The organism is Staphylococcus delphini (assembly GCF_900636325.1).
Lineage (GTDB): Bacteria > Bacillota > Bacilli > Staphylococcales > Staphylococcaceae > Staphylococcus > Staphylococcus delphini.
Genome location: NZ_LR134263.1, coordinates 2,111,699 through 2,129,132, shown reverse-complemented (window position 1 = coordinate 2,129,132; position 17,434 = coordinate 2,111,699). Strand labels below are relative to the sequence as shown.

General features: G+C 35.9%; 14 protein-coding genes and 1 pseudogene. 14 read left to right on the top strand and 1 reads right to left on the bottom strand.

What is annotated here, in order from left to right; all coding sequences use genetic code 11:
• Positions 1 to 5 precede the first annotated feature (5 nt).
• From EL101_RS09985 to fabI, 5 genes are all read left to right on the top strand, one after another.
• The gene (locus tag EL101_RS09985) at positions 6 to 815 is read left to right on the top strand and encodes an NAD kinase (protein ID WP_096596542.1); all 810 of its coding nucleotides are present in this window, start codon (positions 6 to 8) and stop codon (positions 813 to 815) included.
• Positions 812 to 1,666 carry an RluA family pseudouridine synthase gene (locus tag EL101_RS09980; protein ID WP_096596543.1) on the top strand — a complete coding sequence of 285 codons (855 nt, stop codon included), beginning with the start codon at positions 812 to 814 and terminating at the stop codon, positions 1,664 to 1,666. The genes EL101_RS09985 and EL101_RS09980 overlap by 4 nt, the downstream gene beginning before the upstream one ends.
• Before the next feature lie 28 nt (positions 1,667 to 1,694).
• Positions 1,695 to 3,080 (top strand): magnesium transporter, encoded by a 1,386-nt coding sequence (gene mgtE / locus EL101_RS09975; RefSeq protein ID WP_179299318.1) that lies wholly within the window; start codon positions 1,695 to 1,697, stop codon positions 3,078 to 3,080.
• 10 nt (positions 3,081 to 3,090) lie between these two features.
• Positions 3,091 to 4,926 (top strand): monovalent cation:proton antiporter family protein, encoded by a 1,836-nt coding sequence (locus EL101_RS09970; RefSeq protein WP_096596545.1) that lies wholly within the window; start codon positions 3,091 to 3,093, stop codon positions 4,924 to 4,926.
• A gap of 146 nt (positions 4,927 to 5,072) precedes the next feature.
• Positions 5,073 to 5,843 (top strand): enoyl-ACP reductase FabI, encoded by a 771-nt coding sequence (gene fabI, locus EL101_RS09965; RefSeq protein ID WP_019165976.1) that lies wholly within the window; start codon positions 5,073 to 5,075, stop codon positions 5,841 to 5,843.
• 840 nt (positions 5,844 to 6,683) lie between these two features.
• Here fabI and cozEa read toward each other — a convergent pair.
• Positions 6,684 to 7,781: a lipoteichoic acid biosynthesis protein CozEa gene (gene cozEa / locus EL101_RS09960; RefSeq protein WP_096542730.1), complete on the bottom strand. Its 1,098-nt coding sequence runs from the start codon at positions 7,779 to 7,781 to the stop codon at positions 6,684 to 6,686.
• A 218-nt stretch (positions 7,782 to 7,999) separates the two neighbouring features.
• Between cozEa and EL101_RS09955 the strand changes: the two genes are divergently transcribed.
• The 9 genes and pseudogenes from EL101_RS09955 to EL101_RS09910 all read left to right on the top strand — a co-directional run bounded on the left by EL101_RS09955 (position 8,000) and on the right by EL101_RS09910 (position 16,810).
• The gene (locus tag EL101_RS09955) at positions 8,000 to 9,571 is read left to right on the top strand and encodes an alanine/glycine:cation symporter family protein (RefSeq protein WP_096596546.1); all 1,572 of its coding nucleotides are present in this window, start codon (positions 8,000 to 8,002) and stop codon (positions 9,569 to 9,571) included.
• Between the two features lie 102 nt (positions 9,572 to 9,673).
• Positions 9,674 to 10,414, top strand: coding sequence for an esterase family protein (locus EL101_RS09950; protein WP_096595825.1), 741 nt, complete (start codon positions 9,674 to 9,676; stop codon positions 10,412 to 10,414).
• A gap of 47 nt (positions 10,415 to 10,461) precedes the next feature.
• The gene (locus EL101_RS09945) at positions 10,462 to 10,968 is read left to right on the top strand and encodes a 2'-5' RNA ligase family protein (protein WP_096596547.1); all 507 of its coding nucleotides are present in this window, start codon (positions 10,462 to 10,464) and stop codon (positions 10,966 to 10,968) included.
• Between the two features lie 358 nt (positions 10,969 to 11,326).
• The gene (locus tag EL101_RS09940) at positions 11,327 to 12,883 is read left to right on the top strand and encodes a type I restriction-modification system subunit M (protein WP_126489884.1); all 1,557 of its coding nucleotides are present in this window, start codon (positions 11,327 to 11,329) and stop codon (positions 12,881 to 12,883) included.
• Positions 12,876 to 14,078, top strand: coding sequence for a restriction endonuclease subunit S (locus EL101_RS09935; RefSeq protein ID WP_096598313.1), 1,203 nt, complete (start codon positions 12,876 to 12,878; stop codon positions 14,076 to 14,078). The genes EL101_RS09940 and EL101_RS09935 overlap by 8 nt, the downstream gene beginning before the upstream one ends.
• An 88-nt stretch (positions 14,079 to 14,166) precedes the next feature.
• Positions 14,167 to 14,262: pseudogene (locus EL101_RS13560) on the top strand (SAR2788 family putative toxin); the annotation flags it as partial.
• 651 nt (positions 14,263 to 14,913) lie between these two features.
• Positions 14,914 to 15,513 (top strand): CPBP family intramembrane glutamic endopeptidase, encoded by a 600-nt coding sequence (locus EL101_RS13720; RefSeq protein WP_096598311.1) that lies wholly within the window; start codon positions 14,914 to 14,916, stop codon positions 15,511 to 15,513.
• A gap of 12 nt (positions 15,514 to 15,525) precedes the next feature.
• Positions 15,526 to 15,954, top strand: coding sequence for an Msa family membrane protein (locus EL101_RS13375; RefSeq protein ID WP_096543547.1), 429 nt, complete (start codon positions 15,526 to 15,528; stop codon positions 15,952 to 15,954).
• On the top strand, positions 15,929 to 16,810 hold the full coding sequence (locus tag EL101_RS09910) for an ABC transporter ATP-binding protein (RefSeq protein ID WP_096598309.1): 882 nt from the start codon (positions 15,929 to 15,931) through the stop codon (positions 16,808 to 16,810). The genes EL101_RS13375 and EL101_RS09910 overlap by 26 nt, the downstream gene beginning before the upstream one ends.
• Positions 16,811 to 17,434: the final 624 nt, after the last annotated feature.

Below are 17,434 nucleotides of genomic sequence, written 5' to 3'. Positions count from 1 at the left end.
TATAAATGCGTTACGTTATTTTATCTAAGGGAGATCCTAAATCAGAAGCATTGAAGCATAAAATGATGTGTCACATGCAAGACTTTAATATGATAGAGGATGCTGAAAACCCTGAAATTGTTATTTCTGTCGGTGGTGATGGCACTTTACTTCAAGCGTTCCACCATTATAGCCATATGTTGTCACGTTGCGCATTTGTCGGGATACATACTGGGCATCTCGGTTTTTATGCAGATTGGCTTCCTCATGAAGTTGAAAAGCTGGTTATCGCGATTAATAAAGCTGAGTTTCAAGTGATTGAATACCCATTGTTAGAGGTGATTGTCCGTTATAACGATGAAGGGTATGAAACGCGTTATCTTGCATTAAATGAAGCAACGATGAAAACTGAAAATGGCAGTACGTTAGTTGTAGATATTGATATTCGGGGTCAACATTTTGAACGTTTTAGAGGTGACGGGCTGTGTGTCTCTACGCCATCAGGTTCGACGGCCTATAATAAAGCGTTAGGTGGGGCGCTCATTCATCCGTCATTAGAAGCGATTCAGTTGACTGAGATTGCGTCGATTAATAATAGAGTATTCCGTACAGTCGGATCGCCGCTCGTCTTGCCTAAACACCATACTTGTCATGTGAAACCTGTCAATCACGGTACGATTTTGTCGACTGTCGATCATATTAGCGTCAAACATAAAAATGTGAACGCTGTCCAATACCGCGTCGCCAATGAAAAAGTACGATTTGCACGTTTTAGACCTTTCCCATTTTGGAAACGTGTGCATGATTCGTTCATTTCTAGCGGTGAATCATTGTGATTTTTAAATATCATGTGACGGAATCGACAACGTTAAAAACATTTTTATATGAACAACAATTTTCAAAAAAGACGTTGAGCGCCATTAAACAAGATGGCGCTCTCCTTGTTAATGGCACGGCACGTACGGTACGCTATTCTTTGCAAGTTGGTGATATATTGGAAGTCCATTTGCCGACAGAGCTACCGAGTCCGTATCTTGAGCCTTACGATGCGCCTTTAAATATTTTGTATGAGGATACGTGGTTGTTGATTGTGGCCAAGCCGAGCCATCAAAATACCGCACCTTCACGTGAGCATCCACATGAAAGTTTGGTCGAGCAAGCGTTGGCACATATGCAAAAGCGTGGTGAACGCGGGATTCCGCATATTGTCACACGGCTGGATCGCAATACGATGGGTATCGTCATTATCGCAAAATCACGTCATATGCATCATCTCATGAATCAATGCGACATAGAGAAGTATTATGAATGTATTTGTGAAGGCGTTTTGACAACACAAGGCGAGATTGATCAACCGATTGCAAGAGCGTCAGATAGTATTATTAATCGAATTGTCTCGGAAAAGGGAAAACGAGCGCGAACCATTTATTGGCCACTTAAAAATTTCAAGACTTATACATGGTGCCGTGTTAAACTTGAAACGGGTAGGACACATCAGATTCGTGTGCACTTTCAATGGTTAGGGGCGCCATTAGTGGGCGATACATTATATGGACAGGCACATCATACGTATCAAACCCAATTATTAAAATGTGCGGAGGTCAGGTTTGTACATCCATTGACTCAGGAACAACTGACAATCAAGAGTGAACAGCCTCACTTCGAACAATTATTAACCACTTTGTAGATTTACAGGAACGATGGAGGTGGCAAACGTGGTGAACGACAATGAACAAATCTTGTTAGGTGACGAAGAACTGTTCAACAAAGCTTTGTTAGATGATTTCATCGCGAAAGGGGATATTGACGGCTTTCGTGAAGAGTTTTTAGCATTGCACTCATATGAACAAAGCGAATATTTCGAAGTCAGTGACGATGATGTCCGTCAAAAAATGTATCGATTTTTATCTCCAGAAGAAGTTTCGGAGTTCTTTGAGAATTTAGAGATTGATGAGGAAGATTACGAAGCATTATTTGAAACGATGAATGCGACTTATGCGAGTCAAGTGCTCGAGCAGATGTCTTACGATAATGCGGTCGATATTTTAAACCAGCTTTCGAAAAAGAAAATCGCGAGTTTATTAATGTTGATGAACCGCGAAGAAGCGAAAGAAATTAAAGCATTACTCCATTATGACGAAGATACAGCCGGCGGTATCATGACGACGGAGTATATTTCACTCACGATTAATACACCAGTACATGAAGCGTTAATGCGTGTGAAAGATCAAGCGCCAGACGCCGAAACCATTTATGTGATTTTCGTCGTGGATGAAGATAAAAAACTGGTCGGGGTTATTTCATTAAGGGATTTAATTATTGCCGAAAATGATGCGTACATTGAAGATATTATGAGCGAACGTGTCATTAGTGCCAATGTCGCTGATGACCAAGAAGATGTTGCGCAAACGATGAGAGACTATGACTTTATCGCGATGCCGGTTGTAGATTACCAAAATCATCTGTTAGGGATTATTACGATTGACGATATCGTCGACGTTATGGATGAAGAGGCAAGCGAAGACTACTCTCGTTTAGCCGGGGTATCGGATATCGACTCAACTGATGATACGATCTTCCAAACCGCCTTAAAACGTTTGCCGTGGTTACTCATTTTGACCGTATTAGGTATGATTACAGCATCCATTTTAGGCTCATTTCAAGAAACGTTAGAAAAAGTGGCGCTATTAGCTGCATTTATTCCAATTATTAGCGGGATGTCCGGAAATTCAGGCACCCAGTCGCTTGCCGTATCTGTTCGTAATATTTCAACAGGTGATATTAAAGAAAAAAGTAAGATTAAACTTGCATTACGTGAATCAGGCAGTGGCTTTTTGACAGGAATTACCTGTGCAATAAGTTTAAGTTTGATTATTATGTTGTTGTACGGTCAACCTTTTCTTGCATTGATTGTAGGGACAAGTCTGACAATCGCGATGACAGTAGGGACAACGATTGGTTCTGTCATTCCACTTGTGATCAATCGTTTAGGTATTGACCCTGCTGTTGCGAGTGGTCCGTTTATTACAACGATTAATGATATTGTTAGTATGTTGATTTATTTCGGATTAGCTACGACTTTTATGTCATATTTAACTTGAGGGGGTACCCATGGGATTTGTATCGCTTGTCGTCGTCATCGTAGCTGCTATGATGACGCCGATTTTGATTCATAGGTTGAAAATATCATTTTTACCTGTCGTGGTCGCCGAAATTTTAATGGGGATCATCATCGGAAATTCGTTTTTAAACCTCGTTCATCGTGACGAAATGTTAAATATTCTGTCGACGTTAGGCTTTATATTTTTAATGTTTTTAAGTGGTTTGGAAATTGACTTTTCAGCATTTAAAAAGGATAAAGGTAAAAAGAAAAAAGATGAAGAACAACAAAGTCCGAGTCATTTTAAACTCGCATTAAGCGTATTTATGTTGATTATGATTTTGTCGGTGATACTTGCTTACGCCTTTCAATGGCTAGGCTTAATCGATGACGTGCTGCTCATGATTATTATCATTTCAACAATTTCATTAGGTGTTGTAGTTCCAACGTTGAAGGAAATGAACTTAATGAGTACGACGATTGGCCAATTAATTTTGTTAGTTGCGGTATTAGCCGACCTTGCAACGATGCTGTTACTCACTGCTTATGGTGCGTTACATGCTTCAGGTGGTGGCACGATTTGGTTAATCGGTATTTTAGTTGTCTTTACAATTGTGTTCTATTTCTTAGGTGGCTTATTCAAAAAAGCACCATTTTTAGAAAAGTTAATGGCTGGAACGACACAAATTGGGATTCGGGCTGTATTCGCACTCATCATCTTACTTGTTGCGTTAGCTGAAGGTGTCGGTGCGGAACATATTTTAGGTGCCTTTTTAGCAGGTGTTGTCGTGTCATTACTCGGACCCACACAAGATTTGGTTGAAAAGCTCGACTCATTTGGATATGGCTTCTTCATTCCGATATTCTTTATTATGGTTGGTGTGGATTTGGACATTCCATCATTAATTAGTGATCCTAAAGTATTACTCATTATTCCAGTGCTCATCATTGCATTTATTATTTCTAAATTAATTCCTGTTATGCTGCTGAAAAAATGGTTTGATATGAAGACAACGATTGCGTCTGCATTTTTATTAACGTCGACACTCTCACTTGTCATTGCAGCGGCCAAAATTGCTGAAAAACTTGGCACGATCAGTGAAGAAATTTCTGGTATTTTAATTTTGAGTGCTGTCATTACATGTGTCTTTGTGCCGATTGTCTTTAAGAAATTAATTCCGATTCCTGATGAAATGCAACGTTCCATTAAAGTGGGTATGATTGGGAAAAACCAATTGTCGATTCCGATTGCACAGGGATTGCGTTCACAGTTATATGAAATTTCATTGTACTACCGAAAAGACTTATCAGATCATCGCGTATTGTCAGATGACATTACGATGATTGAAATTACAGACTACCATTCAGATATATTGGAGCGGTTAGGTTTGTATGATAGTGATATTGTCGTATGTTCAACTAACGATGATGAAATTAACCGTCGTGTAGCATTAATGGCTAAAGAACACGGTGTCGAACGCGTTATTTGTCGTCTCGAAACGAATGACGAATCTCAAGAACTGAGCAGCCAAGGCATCGAATTGTTCAGTAATTTCCAAAGTAATCAAATTTTATTAAAAGGCATGATTGAGACACCAAACATGCTGAACTTATTAAGCAACGTCGAAACATCATTGTACGAAATTGGTATGTACAATTACGCTTTCGACCATATGCAACTCCGTCATTTCCCATTTGGCGGCGATATTATCTTTGTCCGTATTATTCGAAACAATGAATCAATCGTGCCTCACGGGGATACACAACTCCAATATGGTGACCGATTGATTGTGACAGGAACGAAAGAATACGTCGATCAACTGAAAATAGAATTAGAAATGTTTTAACTGAACTTAGACACAGTTTTGAAATATGGACGTTAACTATTTCAAGGCTGTGTCGCTTTCTTCAAAAGGGAAATACTTTTCAAAATTTAGTACCAGATGTTAAAATTAAAATAATCATGTTATTAAACGTAAAGGAGCAATCTACAGTGATGAATCTTGAAGGTAAAACTTTTGTAATTATGGGGATCGCAAACAAGCGTAGTATTGGTTTCGGTGTAGCAAAAGTATTAGACCAATTAGGCGCAAAATTAGTGTTTACATACAGAAAAGAGAGAAGTTTTAATGAATTAGATAAGTTGATCGATCAACTGAATCAATCTGAAAAGCATGTGTATCAAATCGATGTACAAAGTGATGAAGAGGTTGTCAATGGCTTCGAAAAAATTGGTCAAGAAGTTGGCAAGATTGATGGTGTATTCCATTCTATCGCGTTTGCACGTGTAGAAGAATTAAGAGGTCGTTTCTCAGATACATCACGTGACGGTTTCTTACTTGCACATGACATCAGTGCGTATTCGTTAACGATTGTCGCACGTGAAGCACGTAAAATTATGAATGAAGCGGGTAGTATCGTGACATCATCATACATTGGCGGCGAATTTGCAGTACCGAACTACAATGTAATGGGTGTTGCAAAAGCAAGTCTTGAAGCATCTGTGAAATATTTAGCAGCAGACTTAGGTCAAGATAACATTCGTGTGAATTCGATTTCTGCAGGCCCCATCCGTACATTAAGTGCACGAGGCGTTGGAGGCTTCACAAGCATCTTAAAAGAAATTGAAGAACGCGCGCCTTTAAGACGTAATGTCGATCAAGAAGAAGTCGGGAAAACAGCTGCGTACTTATTAAGTGATTTTTCTTCTGGCGTAACAGGGGAAAATATTCATGTTGACGCAGGTTATCACGCGATTCGATAAAATATAATAAAAAAGACACCCACCTATTTGGAAAGGGTGTCTTTTTTTGATGCTTAGACTTGCAGACCTATTAATCCTAGTCACTACAAACATTCAAAAAATAACCATCTCTAACTTTTGGGAAGTGTGATGGTTATTTTTTAATAACTAAACTATTGCCACCGTCTTTTTAACGGTCTCACTGAGGGGATGGGACATAAAAATTTTTGATGCTATTGATGCAATATTTTTGTTAAACTTGCCTCCCTATGATTTGTGGCTTTAGATTGCCTTCATGGCTTCGCGTTCCTAGGGGCTGGCCCTTCAACTAACTAACGCTTGATTAAACTGTTACATTTGTTGAAGCGTTAGTGGATTTTCCGGACCAGCTGATCCCTCAGGAGTCTCAGCCTTCTGAGCAATCTTATATCAAATACACAGAACTGAAGGCAAGTTTATGAAATCAAGAAAACAATAGCATCAATTTTTATCCCATTCACGCTCATTTTCCGACCGTTTTAAAGTCATTAATGAATATGCAATCTATGTATGGCTTGAGGCTTAATTTTTTCAAGCCTTATCACTTGGTATACACAACAAAATATAGTAAAGGAGCTGAGGAATCTTAATGTCCCAGCTCCGTTTTATACTTACAAAATAGCACATACAGGGATTTTTGTCTAATGTATTTGTTCATATGTTTTTTTCGCCAAATAAGGGTGAGACCTAAGATAGACAAAACTTCAAATCTTATAATAATATAAAAATTTTGAATGATCCGTCGATGTTAAAGTTAATTTTATCACTATAAATAAAAAACATGCTCACCCCAAAGTTGAAGTCAGCATGTTTGTTTATCCATTAAAGCATTCCTTTATCATCGACGTCACTGTGGGCTTTATGCATAATTTGATGACGGTACTTGAACACATTACGTACGATAGTTTTAAGTACAGCATAAAGGGGTACTGCGACTAAAATCAGTGTAAAGCCACCTAAACTACCTGAAGCTAAAATCACAATGATAATCGTGAGTGGGTGAATGTTTAGTGATTTACCCATGACGTTAGGTGTAATGACGTTACCTTCTAGTTGTTGCGCAATCAAAGTAATGACACAGACCCAAATGAACGTGGTTGGACTTTGAATTAAGCCTAAAATACCGGCTGGTAAGAACGCCATCCAAGGACCTAAAAACGGAATCATATTCGCTACAATCGCAAACATGACTAAGAGCATTGTGTACTCTAACCCGATAATCGAATAACCAATATATAAAATAGCCCCAAGAATTAAACTCACTGTCACTTGACCTTGAATGTATGACATCAGCGTTTGGTTTAAATCTTTTAATAAGTTAACGATGAAAATTTTACGTTCGCCATTAAAAATATTTGCGACAGCTGGAATAAAACGTTCGTGGTCTTTTAACATGTAAATCAAGAAGAATGGTACTAAAATCAATAAGAACAATGTCGACACAATACTTGAAATAATGTTAAGCGAGTTAGACAACAGGTCTGAAGCCATCTGACTTAAATAAGACACGATGTCGTTAATTTTTTCTGTCACTTGATCAGGTAAGCGATCGCGTTGATCGAGTGCAAAATTAATTAAACGTTCAGTTTCACGTTGAATAAATGGAATTTGATGGATTAAATTCTCGATTTGCGTGGCAATAACCGGTCCAATCACACCAATAACTGCCGCCATCATTGCTGTTAATGCAAGTAAGATAATCGTAATACTTGCCCATCTCGGCAGATGACGCTTCTCGAGCATTTTTTGGAATGGCAAACAGATGTAAAATAAAAAACCACTCAGCAATAAAGGTAATATAATAGATTGAATGATAATAATGATTGGCATAAATATGTGGTTAACATCTAAAAATAATTTGATGATTAAAAATAAAAGTAGTAGGGCTACACCCGTTCGGAACCACACTTTATTTGTCATGCATTGTTTCCTCCTTCTATAAGAACACTGATTACAGTATATCCCAATCGGAATCACGTTAAAAGAAAAAATTTAATCCATATTCGAATCATTTTCATTTTCGCGTGGTGTATTGTCATTAAAAAAGAGTTGCGCGGAATTTTTTAACTGTGTATACTTATATCAGATTTATCAGAAAATTTTTGAAAATGGACATATAGGAAGAAGGGGGAATGCTTATGTTAGAAACGATTGTGGGATGGCTCAACGATATTGTTTGGAGTAAGCCATTAGTGTATGGTCTTTTACTAACGGGAGTCGCATTTAGTTTAATGAGTCGATTTTTACAGGTCCGTCACTTTAAAGAAATGATTCGTCTCATGTTTCAAGGCGAAAAGTCACCAACTGGGATTTCTAGTTTTCAGGCTATTGCGCTATCATTAGCAGGTCGTGTAGGTACAGGGAATATCGTTGGGGTGTCTACTGCGATTTTCATCGGGGGTCCTGGTGCAGTTTTTTGGATGTGGGCTACTGCATTTTTAGGCGCAGGGACAGCATTTATCGAGTCAGCATTAGGTCAAATTTATAAGCAAGAAGAAGACGGTGAATACCGTGGTGGTCCAGCGTACTATATTGAAAAAGGGATTAAAGGTAAATTTGGGAAAGTTTACGGTTTAGTCTTCGCGATTGTGACGATTATTTCAGTGGGTCTATTGTTGCCAGGTGTTCAGTCGAATGCGATTGCAAGTTCAATGCATAATGCGTTCGGTATTCCTGCGTGGGTGATAGCAGTCGTGCTTGTAGTCGTTTTAGCGCTCATTATTTTTGGTGGCGTAAAATGGATTGCGAAAGTAGCGACGGCAGTTGTTCCGTTTATGGCGATTATTTATATTTTAATGGCGATTGTCATTATCGTACTTAATATTCAAGAAGTGCCAGCATTATTTGCGCTTATCTTCAAATCAGCGTTTGGTATGGAAGCGGCATTCGGTGGTATTATCGGTGCAATGATTGAGATTGGTGTAAAACGTGGTCTATATTCAAACGAAGCAGGTCAAGGTACAGGCCCTCACGCAGCGGCAGCAGCAGAAGTGTCACATCCTGCGAAACAAGGTCTCGTTCAAGCGTTTTCAGTTTACGTGGATACATTATTCGTTTGTACAGCAACAGCACTCATTATTTTAATTTCTGGTACATACAATACGACAGATGGTACTGTTGGTGCGAATGGTATGCCTGGTTTATTGAAAAATGGAGAAATTTTTGTCCAAAACGCAGATGGCACGAAAGATTATTCAGGCACAGCGATGTACGCACAAGCAGGGATTGATAAGGCATTACAAGGTTCAAGCTACCATTTTGATCCAGCTTTCTCAGGATTTGGTTCATACTTTATTGCGATTGCGTTATTCTTCTTTGCTTTTACAACAATTTTAGCGTACTACTATATTGCAGAAACAAATGTGAGTTTCTTAACGAACCGAATTGCTAAAAATCAAACACACTTATGGCGTAATGTGACACGTCTCGTCTTAATCGCAGCGACTGCATACGGTGCGGTAAAAACGGCGGATATCGCATGGGCTATGGGGGATTTAGGTGTAGGGTTGATGGCGTGGTTAAACATCATCGCAATTTGGATTTTACACAAACCTGCCATGCATGCATTAAAAGACTTTGAACGTCAGAAGAAAGAAAAAGGGACAGGTAAAACCGCGATTTACCGTCCAGATCCTAAAGAGATTCCAACTGCTACGTTCTGGTTAGAAGATTATCCAAAACGTTTGAAAGAAGAAGATATTCAACCGTAACGTCACAAATTAGACAAAAAAGCGTCAAATCAAGCTTTATAGATGAACACAACACGCGTCTCCTGATACAATGAGATTAATTCGTATGAGGAGGCGCTTTTTATGACTACATTTAATCCAGGTGAAGTAACGGTCACACATCTACAAAGCGACTACTTAGAGCGAGAAATTACATTATCAGTCTATTTGCCGAAAGATTATTCTGATTTATATAAATCGAAAGTAATTTTTTGTTTTGATGGTCGTGACTTTCTAAGTTATGGTCAACTTCATCGTGTATATGAAAAATTAAGAAAAAATGGGGAAGTCGAACGGGCCATCATCGTCGGACTGCATTATCAAGATGTGAAGATGCGTCGAATGGAGTTCCATCCAGAAGGGGAAAAGGCTGCACAAACGGTTCAAGCGGTTGCCAATGAAATCTTTCCTTGGATTGATCGAAATTTTGCGACATATAAGGTCGGTCACGCAAGAATTTTACTAGGTGATAGTTTGGCCGGGAGTATTGCACTGTTAACTGCACTATCTTATCCACGTGTCATGAGTCAAGTCGGCTTATTAAGTCCACATTATGATGACATTGTGAAAATGATATTCGAACGTTGTCAGTTTAAATCTGAATTAAACATTTGGCATGCAGTAGGTGAAGAAGAGATTGATTTCAAATTGCCGACAAGTGGTGAACGTGCCGATTTCTTAACACCCAATCGTACATTGAAAGATTTATTTGAATCGAAACAAATGACCTTTTACTACGAAGAATTACAGGGTGGACACAATTGGAAAACTTGGCAGAAAGCATTGCCAAAAATGTTAACATACTTTTTAGGTAACTCGTTATAAGAAAATTTGCTATAATAAAAGTAAGCGAATACAAAGGAGGAATTCAAATGATTTTAGGATTAGCGTTAATTCCGTCAAAAGATTTCCAAAGCGAGGTCAACGCTTATCGTAAACGTTATGATAAGCACTACACAATGATTCAACCTCATATTACGATTAAAAGTAATTTTGAAATTGATGAAAAAGACCTTGATCAAGTTAAAGCTGAAATAGAAAAGCGTTTAGAAGGGGCACAACAAGCAGAGGTTTACGTATCAAAAGCATCAAACTTTGCACCTATTACAAACGTTATTTATTTTAAAGTTGAGAAAAATGCAGCATTAGAAGATTTATTCAACCGCTTTGATGGCGAAGATTTTTACGGTAAATCAGAACACGCATTTGTACCACACTTTACGATTGCACAAGGTTTAACAAGCCAAGAGTTTGAAGATATTTATGGTCAAGTGCATTTAGCAGGCATTGATCATAAGGAAACGATTGATACATTATCATTAATGCGTTTTAAAGAAGATGTAAAAGAATGGGAAGAAATCGCTACTTTTTCATTATAAGACGCTGTGATGAGGCTTAAGTGATTGAACATCATGCCTCATGATTTCAAATTTATGTCTCATTTATGACATGACTGCACGATGACCAAAGTTTTTTAACGAATCAATGTGTTATGTTAATTAAGCTCAGTCATTTTTAAGGTGCGTGTGATGTACAAAATTATTCAGCCACCTGTTGCCTTCTGTCAAACTATAAGGTACAATAAAGGTAACAAAAACATCTGCATTTATGCACCAATCCCCTTACTAATGGCAGTAGTAAGGGGATTTTTATTGGTGTGAAAAATCGTCAAATGTATCACGGCTAACGGATTATATACTATAATAAATGATAAGTGCGTTAAATGGAGGAAGGACAATGTCAATTACAGAAAAACAGCGTCAACAACAAGCTGAATTACATAAAAAATTGTGGTCTATTGCGAATGATTTAAGAGGGAACATGGATGCGAGCGAGTTCCGTAATTATATTTTAGGTTTGATTTTTTATCGCTTCTTGTCCGAAAAAGCAGAGGCAGAAGTGGCGGATGCATTATCAGGCGAAGATCAAACATATGAAGAAGCTTGGGCAGACCCTGAATACCAAGAAGATTTGAAAGCGGAATTGTTAGACACAGTGGGCTACTACATCGAGCCACAAGATTTATTTAGCACCATGGTGAAAGAAATTGAAAACCAACGCTTCGATATCGAACATTTAGCACAAGCGATTCGTAAAGTTGAAACGTCGACACTCGGTCAAGACAGTGAAGAAGACTTTATCGGATTGTTCAGTGATATGGATTTAAGTTCAACACGTCTCGGTAATACAGTGAAAGATCGTACAGCGTTATTAAGTAAAGTGATGGTGAACTTAGCGGACTTGCCATTTGTTCATAGCGATATGGAAATTGACATGTTAGGGGATGCGTACGAATTTTTAATCGGACGTTTTGCGGCAAATGCAGGTAAAAAAGCGGGCGAATTCTATACCCCGCAACAAGTGTCGAAAATTTTAGCGCAAATCGTCACATTAGGAAAAGATAAATTGAGAAATGTATACGACCCAACATGTGGCTCTGGTTCATTATTGTTGCGTGTTGGTAAAGAAACGAAAGTGTACCGTTACTATGGGCAAGAACGTAACAATACGACGTACAACTTAGCACGCATGAACATGTTGTTACACAATGTGCGTTATGAAAACTTCGACATTCAAAACGATGATACGTTGGAAAATCCAGCCTTTTTAGGTGAGAAATTCGACGCCGTGGTTGCCAATCCACCGTACAGTGCGAAATGGTCCGCAGACAGTAAATTCAATGATGACGATCGTTTCAGTGGTTACGGCAAACTCGCACCGAAATCGAAAGCCGACTTTGCTTTTATTCAACATATGGTCCATTATTTAGATGATGAAGGCACAATGGCAGTCGTATTACCACATGGCGTCCTATTCCGTGGTGCCGCAGAAGGTGTTATTCGAAAATATCTCATTAAAGAGAAAAACACTTTAGATGCGGTCATCGGCTTACCGGCGAACATTTTTTACGGCACAAGCATTCCGACATGTATTTTAGTCTTCAAAAAATGTCGTAAAGCCGACCAAGACGTGTTATTTATTGATGCTTCCAACGCATTCGAAAAAGGTAAAAATCAAAACCACCTGACAGACGAACACGTTGAAAAAATCATGAACACATACAAAAACAGAGACACCATTGATAAATACAGTTATGCCGCAACATTACAAGAAATAGAAGAGAATGATTACAATCTCAACATTCCGAGATACGTTGACACGTTTGAAGAGGAAGCACCGATAGACCTCGACCAAGTCCAACAAGACCTCGCCGGCATCGACAACGACATCGCCCAAGTTGAAGAAGAAATCAACAACTATTTGAAAGAACTGGGAGTGGTGCAGCATGACTGATTTAAAGAGAAATGTCCCAGAGTTACGATTTCCTGAGTTTGAAAGTGAGTGGGAAGAGAAGAAGTTGGGAGAATTATGTACTTTTAGTAATGGAATTAATGCTAAAAAAGAACAATATGGTCATGGACGTAAATTTATAAATGTGTTAGATATTCTAAATAAAAATTATATAACTTATAATGAAATAATTGGGAAAGTAGCTGTATCTAAAGAAGTTGAACACCGGAACAAGGTGGAATATGGTGATCTATTATTTTTAAGGAGCTCAGAAACAAGAGAAGAGGTAGGAACAAGTAATGTCTATTTAGATAATACGTTTGCTCTCTATGGTGGATTTGTTATTAGAGGAAAAAAAGTAGCTAACTATGACCCAATGTTTATTAAAAATCTGCTAAATACTTCTAAAATCAGAAATATGATTAGTGCCTCTTCTGGTGGAAGTACTAGATATAACGTAAACCAAGAAATATTAAAAAAATTGAAGTTAAAATTTACTGGAATAAATGAACAACAAAAAATTGGCGAGTTCTTCAGTAAACTTGACCGTCAAATTGAGTTAGAGGAAGAAAAATTAGCTTTGTTGGTAGAACAGAAAAAAGGCTATATGCAAAAGATTTTCTCACAAGAACTTCGGTTTAAAGATGACAATGGAGAAGAGTATCCGGAGTGGGAGGAGCATAAGTTAGGGGAAGTATACAAAGTGACAATGGGGCAAAGTCCCAAAAGTATTAATTATACAGATGATCATAGCTATCCTGTTTTAGTACAAGGAAATGCAGATTTATATAAAGGTAATATTTATCCTAGAATATATACGAAAGAAACTACAAAATTAGTGAAAGACGGAGATATATTGCTAACTGTAAGAGCGCCAGTAGGAGAAGTAGGGATAGCTCAATTTGAAGCATGTATAGGCCGGGGTGTCTGCTCAATAGAAGGAGATAAGTTTATTTATTACCATCTAGAATATTTTAACCTTCAAAGTAAATGGCAAAAGTTATCTCAGGGTAGTACATTTGAATCTATTTCAGGAAGCGAAGTTAGAAATGTTGAAGTATCTATACCAAGTGCAAGTGAGAGAGAAAAGATAAGTCGTTATTTCACCAAAATCGATCAGTTAATTAAACGACATAGTCAAAAAATTGACTTACTTAAACAGCGTAAGAAAGGCTTCTTACAAAAGATGTTCGTATAAATATAAAATGTAATTAACAATAGATATCAAGCGAATGAAAAACCTCAAATGGAGATTACAAATGAAAAATTAAACCTTAAAAAACTTTATTCTATTATTATCTCTAATACTAACTATTACTTCTGTAACTGGACTGATTGAAACTGGAAATATTAATGCAAGTGAAACATCTATTAACTCAATATTCATCCATTCCATATATCCTTAGAATGATATTTCTATTCGTCGGTGCGAGTGTTTGCGTCCGACTTCTTTCAGATTCCACTTCGCAGTGGACACCCTTGTCTTTCGCTAACAGTTCCTCCTACCAAGTCTGTAACGGCCTTTCACCGTCAAGGTGTTACCCATGTCAGGCGCACCTAAAAGCCCTCCAAAGTTCACATATGGCCATGTGCCTTTGAAGGACAATTTATAGTTTTTATAGACGATGCACTATTCTTGCTTAAATAAACTCGTAATTTCAACTGTTAACTTCTTTTTTCATCATGAATAGTATTCGTGACATATCTTTAGTTTAAAATAGCAATAATTGTAAACTTGACTACATCAGATTACAACAAAAGCACTCTGTTTTATATGCGATTTTTAAATATTTAAAAAACACAATTTTTTGTATTGACAAAGAGTATTGTGTATGGGTATACTTTAATTGTACTTTTTTATTATAACTTTTTGAGAGCAGGTATTGCTATGGATGCTTTATTGAAATTGTTTGGTTTAAATGAGGTAAATTTGGGAATTGTTAAATACACTTACAAAGGTAAAAAACACCAATGGTAATAATAAAAGGTCGTCTCTTATGAGTCGGCCTTTATTACTGTAAAGTGAGGATACTATGTACATATTAAAAGATAATAATTATTCAAAAATAGAAGTTGTTCTTTTGTGTTTATCACTTACTATACTATCTTCTTTTGTTCTTAACTTAGGAAGTTTATTTGTCATATTATCACCTCATACTAAAATCAATAATTTGTATATTATTATTTTAGGAATAACTATGGTGGTAGGTTTTATCTTTATTCCTACAGTTATTTTGAAAAGATTAATCGGCTTTAATACTAGCCCAATAAGATTAATTAATATATACAAATTCCTTATGTATATAATTCTAATTTTTGTTGTTTCTTTGTTTTACTCTGTAAAGATGGAAGAAATAATACATCCTTTTGTGGTAGCCACATGTGAAGAATATTTATTTAGGGGCCTTTTTTTTAGCTTACTACTAACTAAATTTTCTAAGTTCAAATCTATTATAATAGGATCTTTAATTTTTTCTTTACTATTACATTTAAATGGTAATTTTATCGAAAATCTATTGATAAAATTACCTACTAGTGTAATTTTATATATTATAAGAGAGAAAATAGGTTTGCAAGAATCCATAGTCGTGCACTGGTTATACAATCTAATTATAACAAAAATTTCAATGTAGGAGATTTTTATCGTGAATAAAAAATATTTTTATCTTTTCTTAATCAACGCTTTAATATTCTTTATAGGTATATTAATAAATACTAAGATGTCACTGTTTATTTTTATTTTGATTTCATATATTTTCCCTGTAATTAGCAATAATATAATCAATTTTGTCTTTAAAAGTACTAGAAGTTTAAAGTCCAATTTACTGATATCATTGATTTCGACAATTTGCTATTTTGTTTTCAGTGTTTATTTTATTTCACGCCCTGACTTCGAAAGTTTCATTAACAGTAATCAACAAAGGACAGGAGACATATCTATTGAAATAAATCCTGGCTTAGCAAATATTGAACAATTAATATTTGTGTTTTTATTAAACTTTATATCTCTATTTTTAGTCAGTTTGTTTTTTAGAAAGGAGCGTTCCGATGTTAGAAATCAAAAAATTAAGTAAAAAATTCAAAAAAAATCATAAATATTCGTTAGAAAACGTTAATTTTACAATCAAAAAGGGGGAAATAGTTGGTTTAATAGGTAAAAATGGTGCTGGAAAAACAACATTAATGAAACTTATAGCTAAAGCAATAAAACCTACTAGTGGCGAGATTTTTTTCAATAAAAAAAATATATTAAATTCACCTAATTCTTTGAAAGATATTGGATTTATGATTGAAAGCTCACTATTTAATCACTTAAATGCATTAGATCATTTAAAATATTTCATTAACTTAAATGGAAAACCAGATCATTATAAAAATATAAAACCCATCCTAGAATTGGTTGATTTGTGGGAAAGACGTTATGAGAACCCTAAAAATTTTTCTTTTGGGATGAAACAAAGACTTTCCTTAGCACTTTGTTTAGTGACAAATCCGAAAATCCTAATATTAGATGAACCTTTTGTAGGATTAGACCCTAATGGAGTTGATAAATTAATTATGACTCTAAAAAAATGGGTTCTAAATCAAGATACCGCTATTATAATTTCAAGCCACCAACTAAGTGAATTAGAAGAAATCTGTAATCGTTTCATTTTTATAGAAAACGGAAAACTAAAAGATGACTTTACAGCTGATGATTACAATGCTACTATCATAAAGCTTGATAGACCTTTTAATTTCTCAGAAGAATATCAAAAAAAATATAACGATAGAATTTCATTAACAAGAAATAATTCTATTATAGAAATATATGATAAAGATAATATTTTTAATGAATTGCTTTCTGATTTATTAAAAGAATATAAAATATTAAGTATAACAGACAAAAACAACTTTATACATAATAAATTTAAAGAAGAGGATGAATAATATGGTGAAATTCAAACCTATATTTTTTAATTTACTCAAAATGAGAAGCTCTTGGCTATATTTACTATTTGGCTTATTCCCGTTAATTCTTTTTATAGTATCTTTTTTCAATACTAACTTTATGCAACTAAGTGGCGAAAAAGGGTCTCTTAGCTTTATGGAGTTTTTTTCTTCTGTGTTCGTTATTCAAAATAATGCTGTTATTCCCTTGGTTGTACTAACATATATTATAGGACTGAATTTCCACACTGAAAAAGAAACAGGACAACTCTACTTTTATAAAGACCTTCAAAGGACGAAACTTTTTAACAGTAAGTTGCTTTCATTACTTTTTCTATACATATTATTTATAATAGTTCTAATAATTAGTTCTTTGATATTATATTATTTTCATATTAATAATACATCATTGTCTTCTCATAAGTTATTCCCTGATAGTAAGAGTGACTTAGAATTTGTTATTATTGAATTTTTAGGTACATTTTTTATCCAAATATTATGTATTTTATTAGCAATACTACTTTCGATCAGTTTACCTAATGGTTACACTATTTTAGGGGTGTTATTTTTCTTTATTATAAGTTCAATTGCACCGTTTTTAAGTACTCTAAAATTTATTTTCCC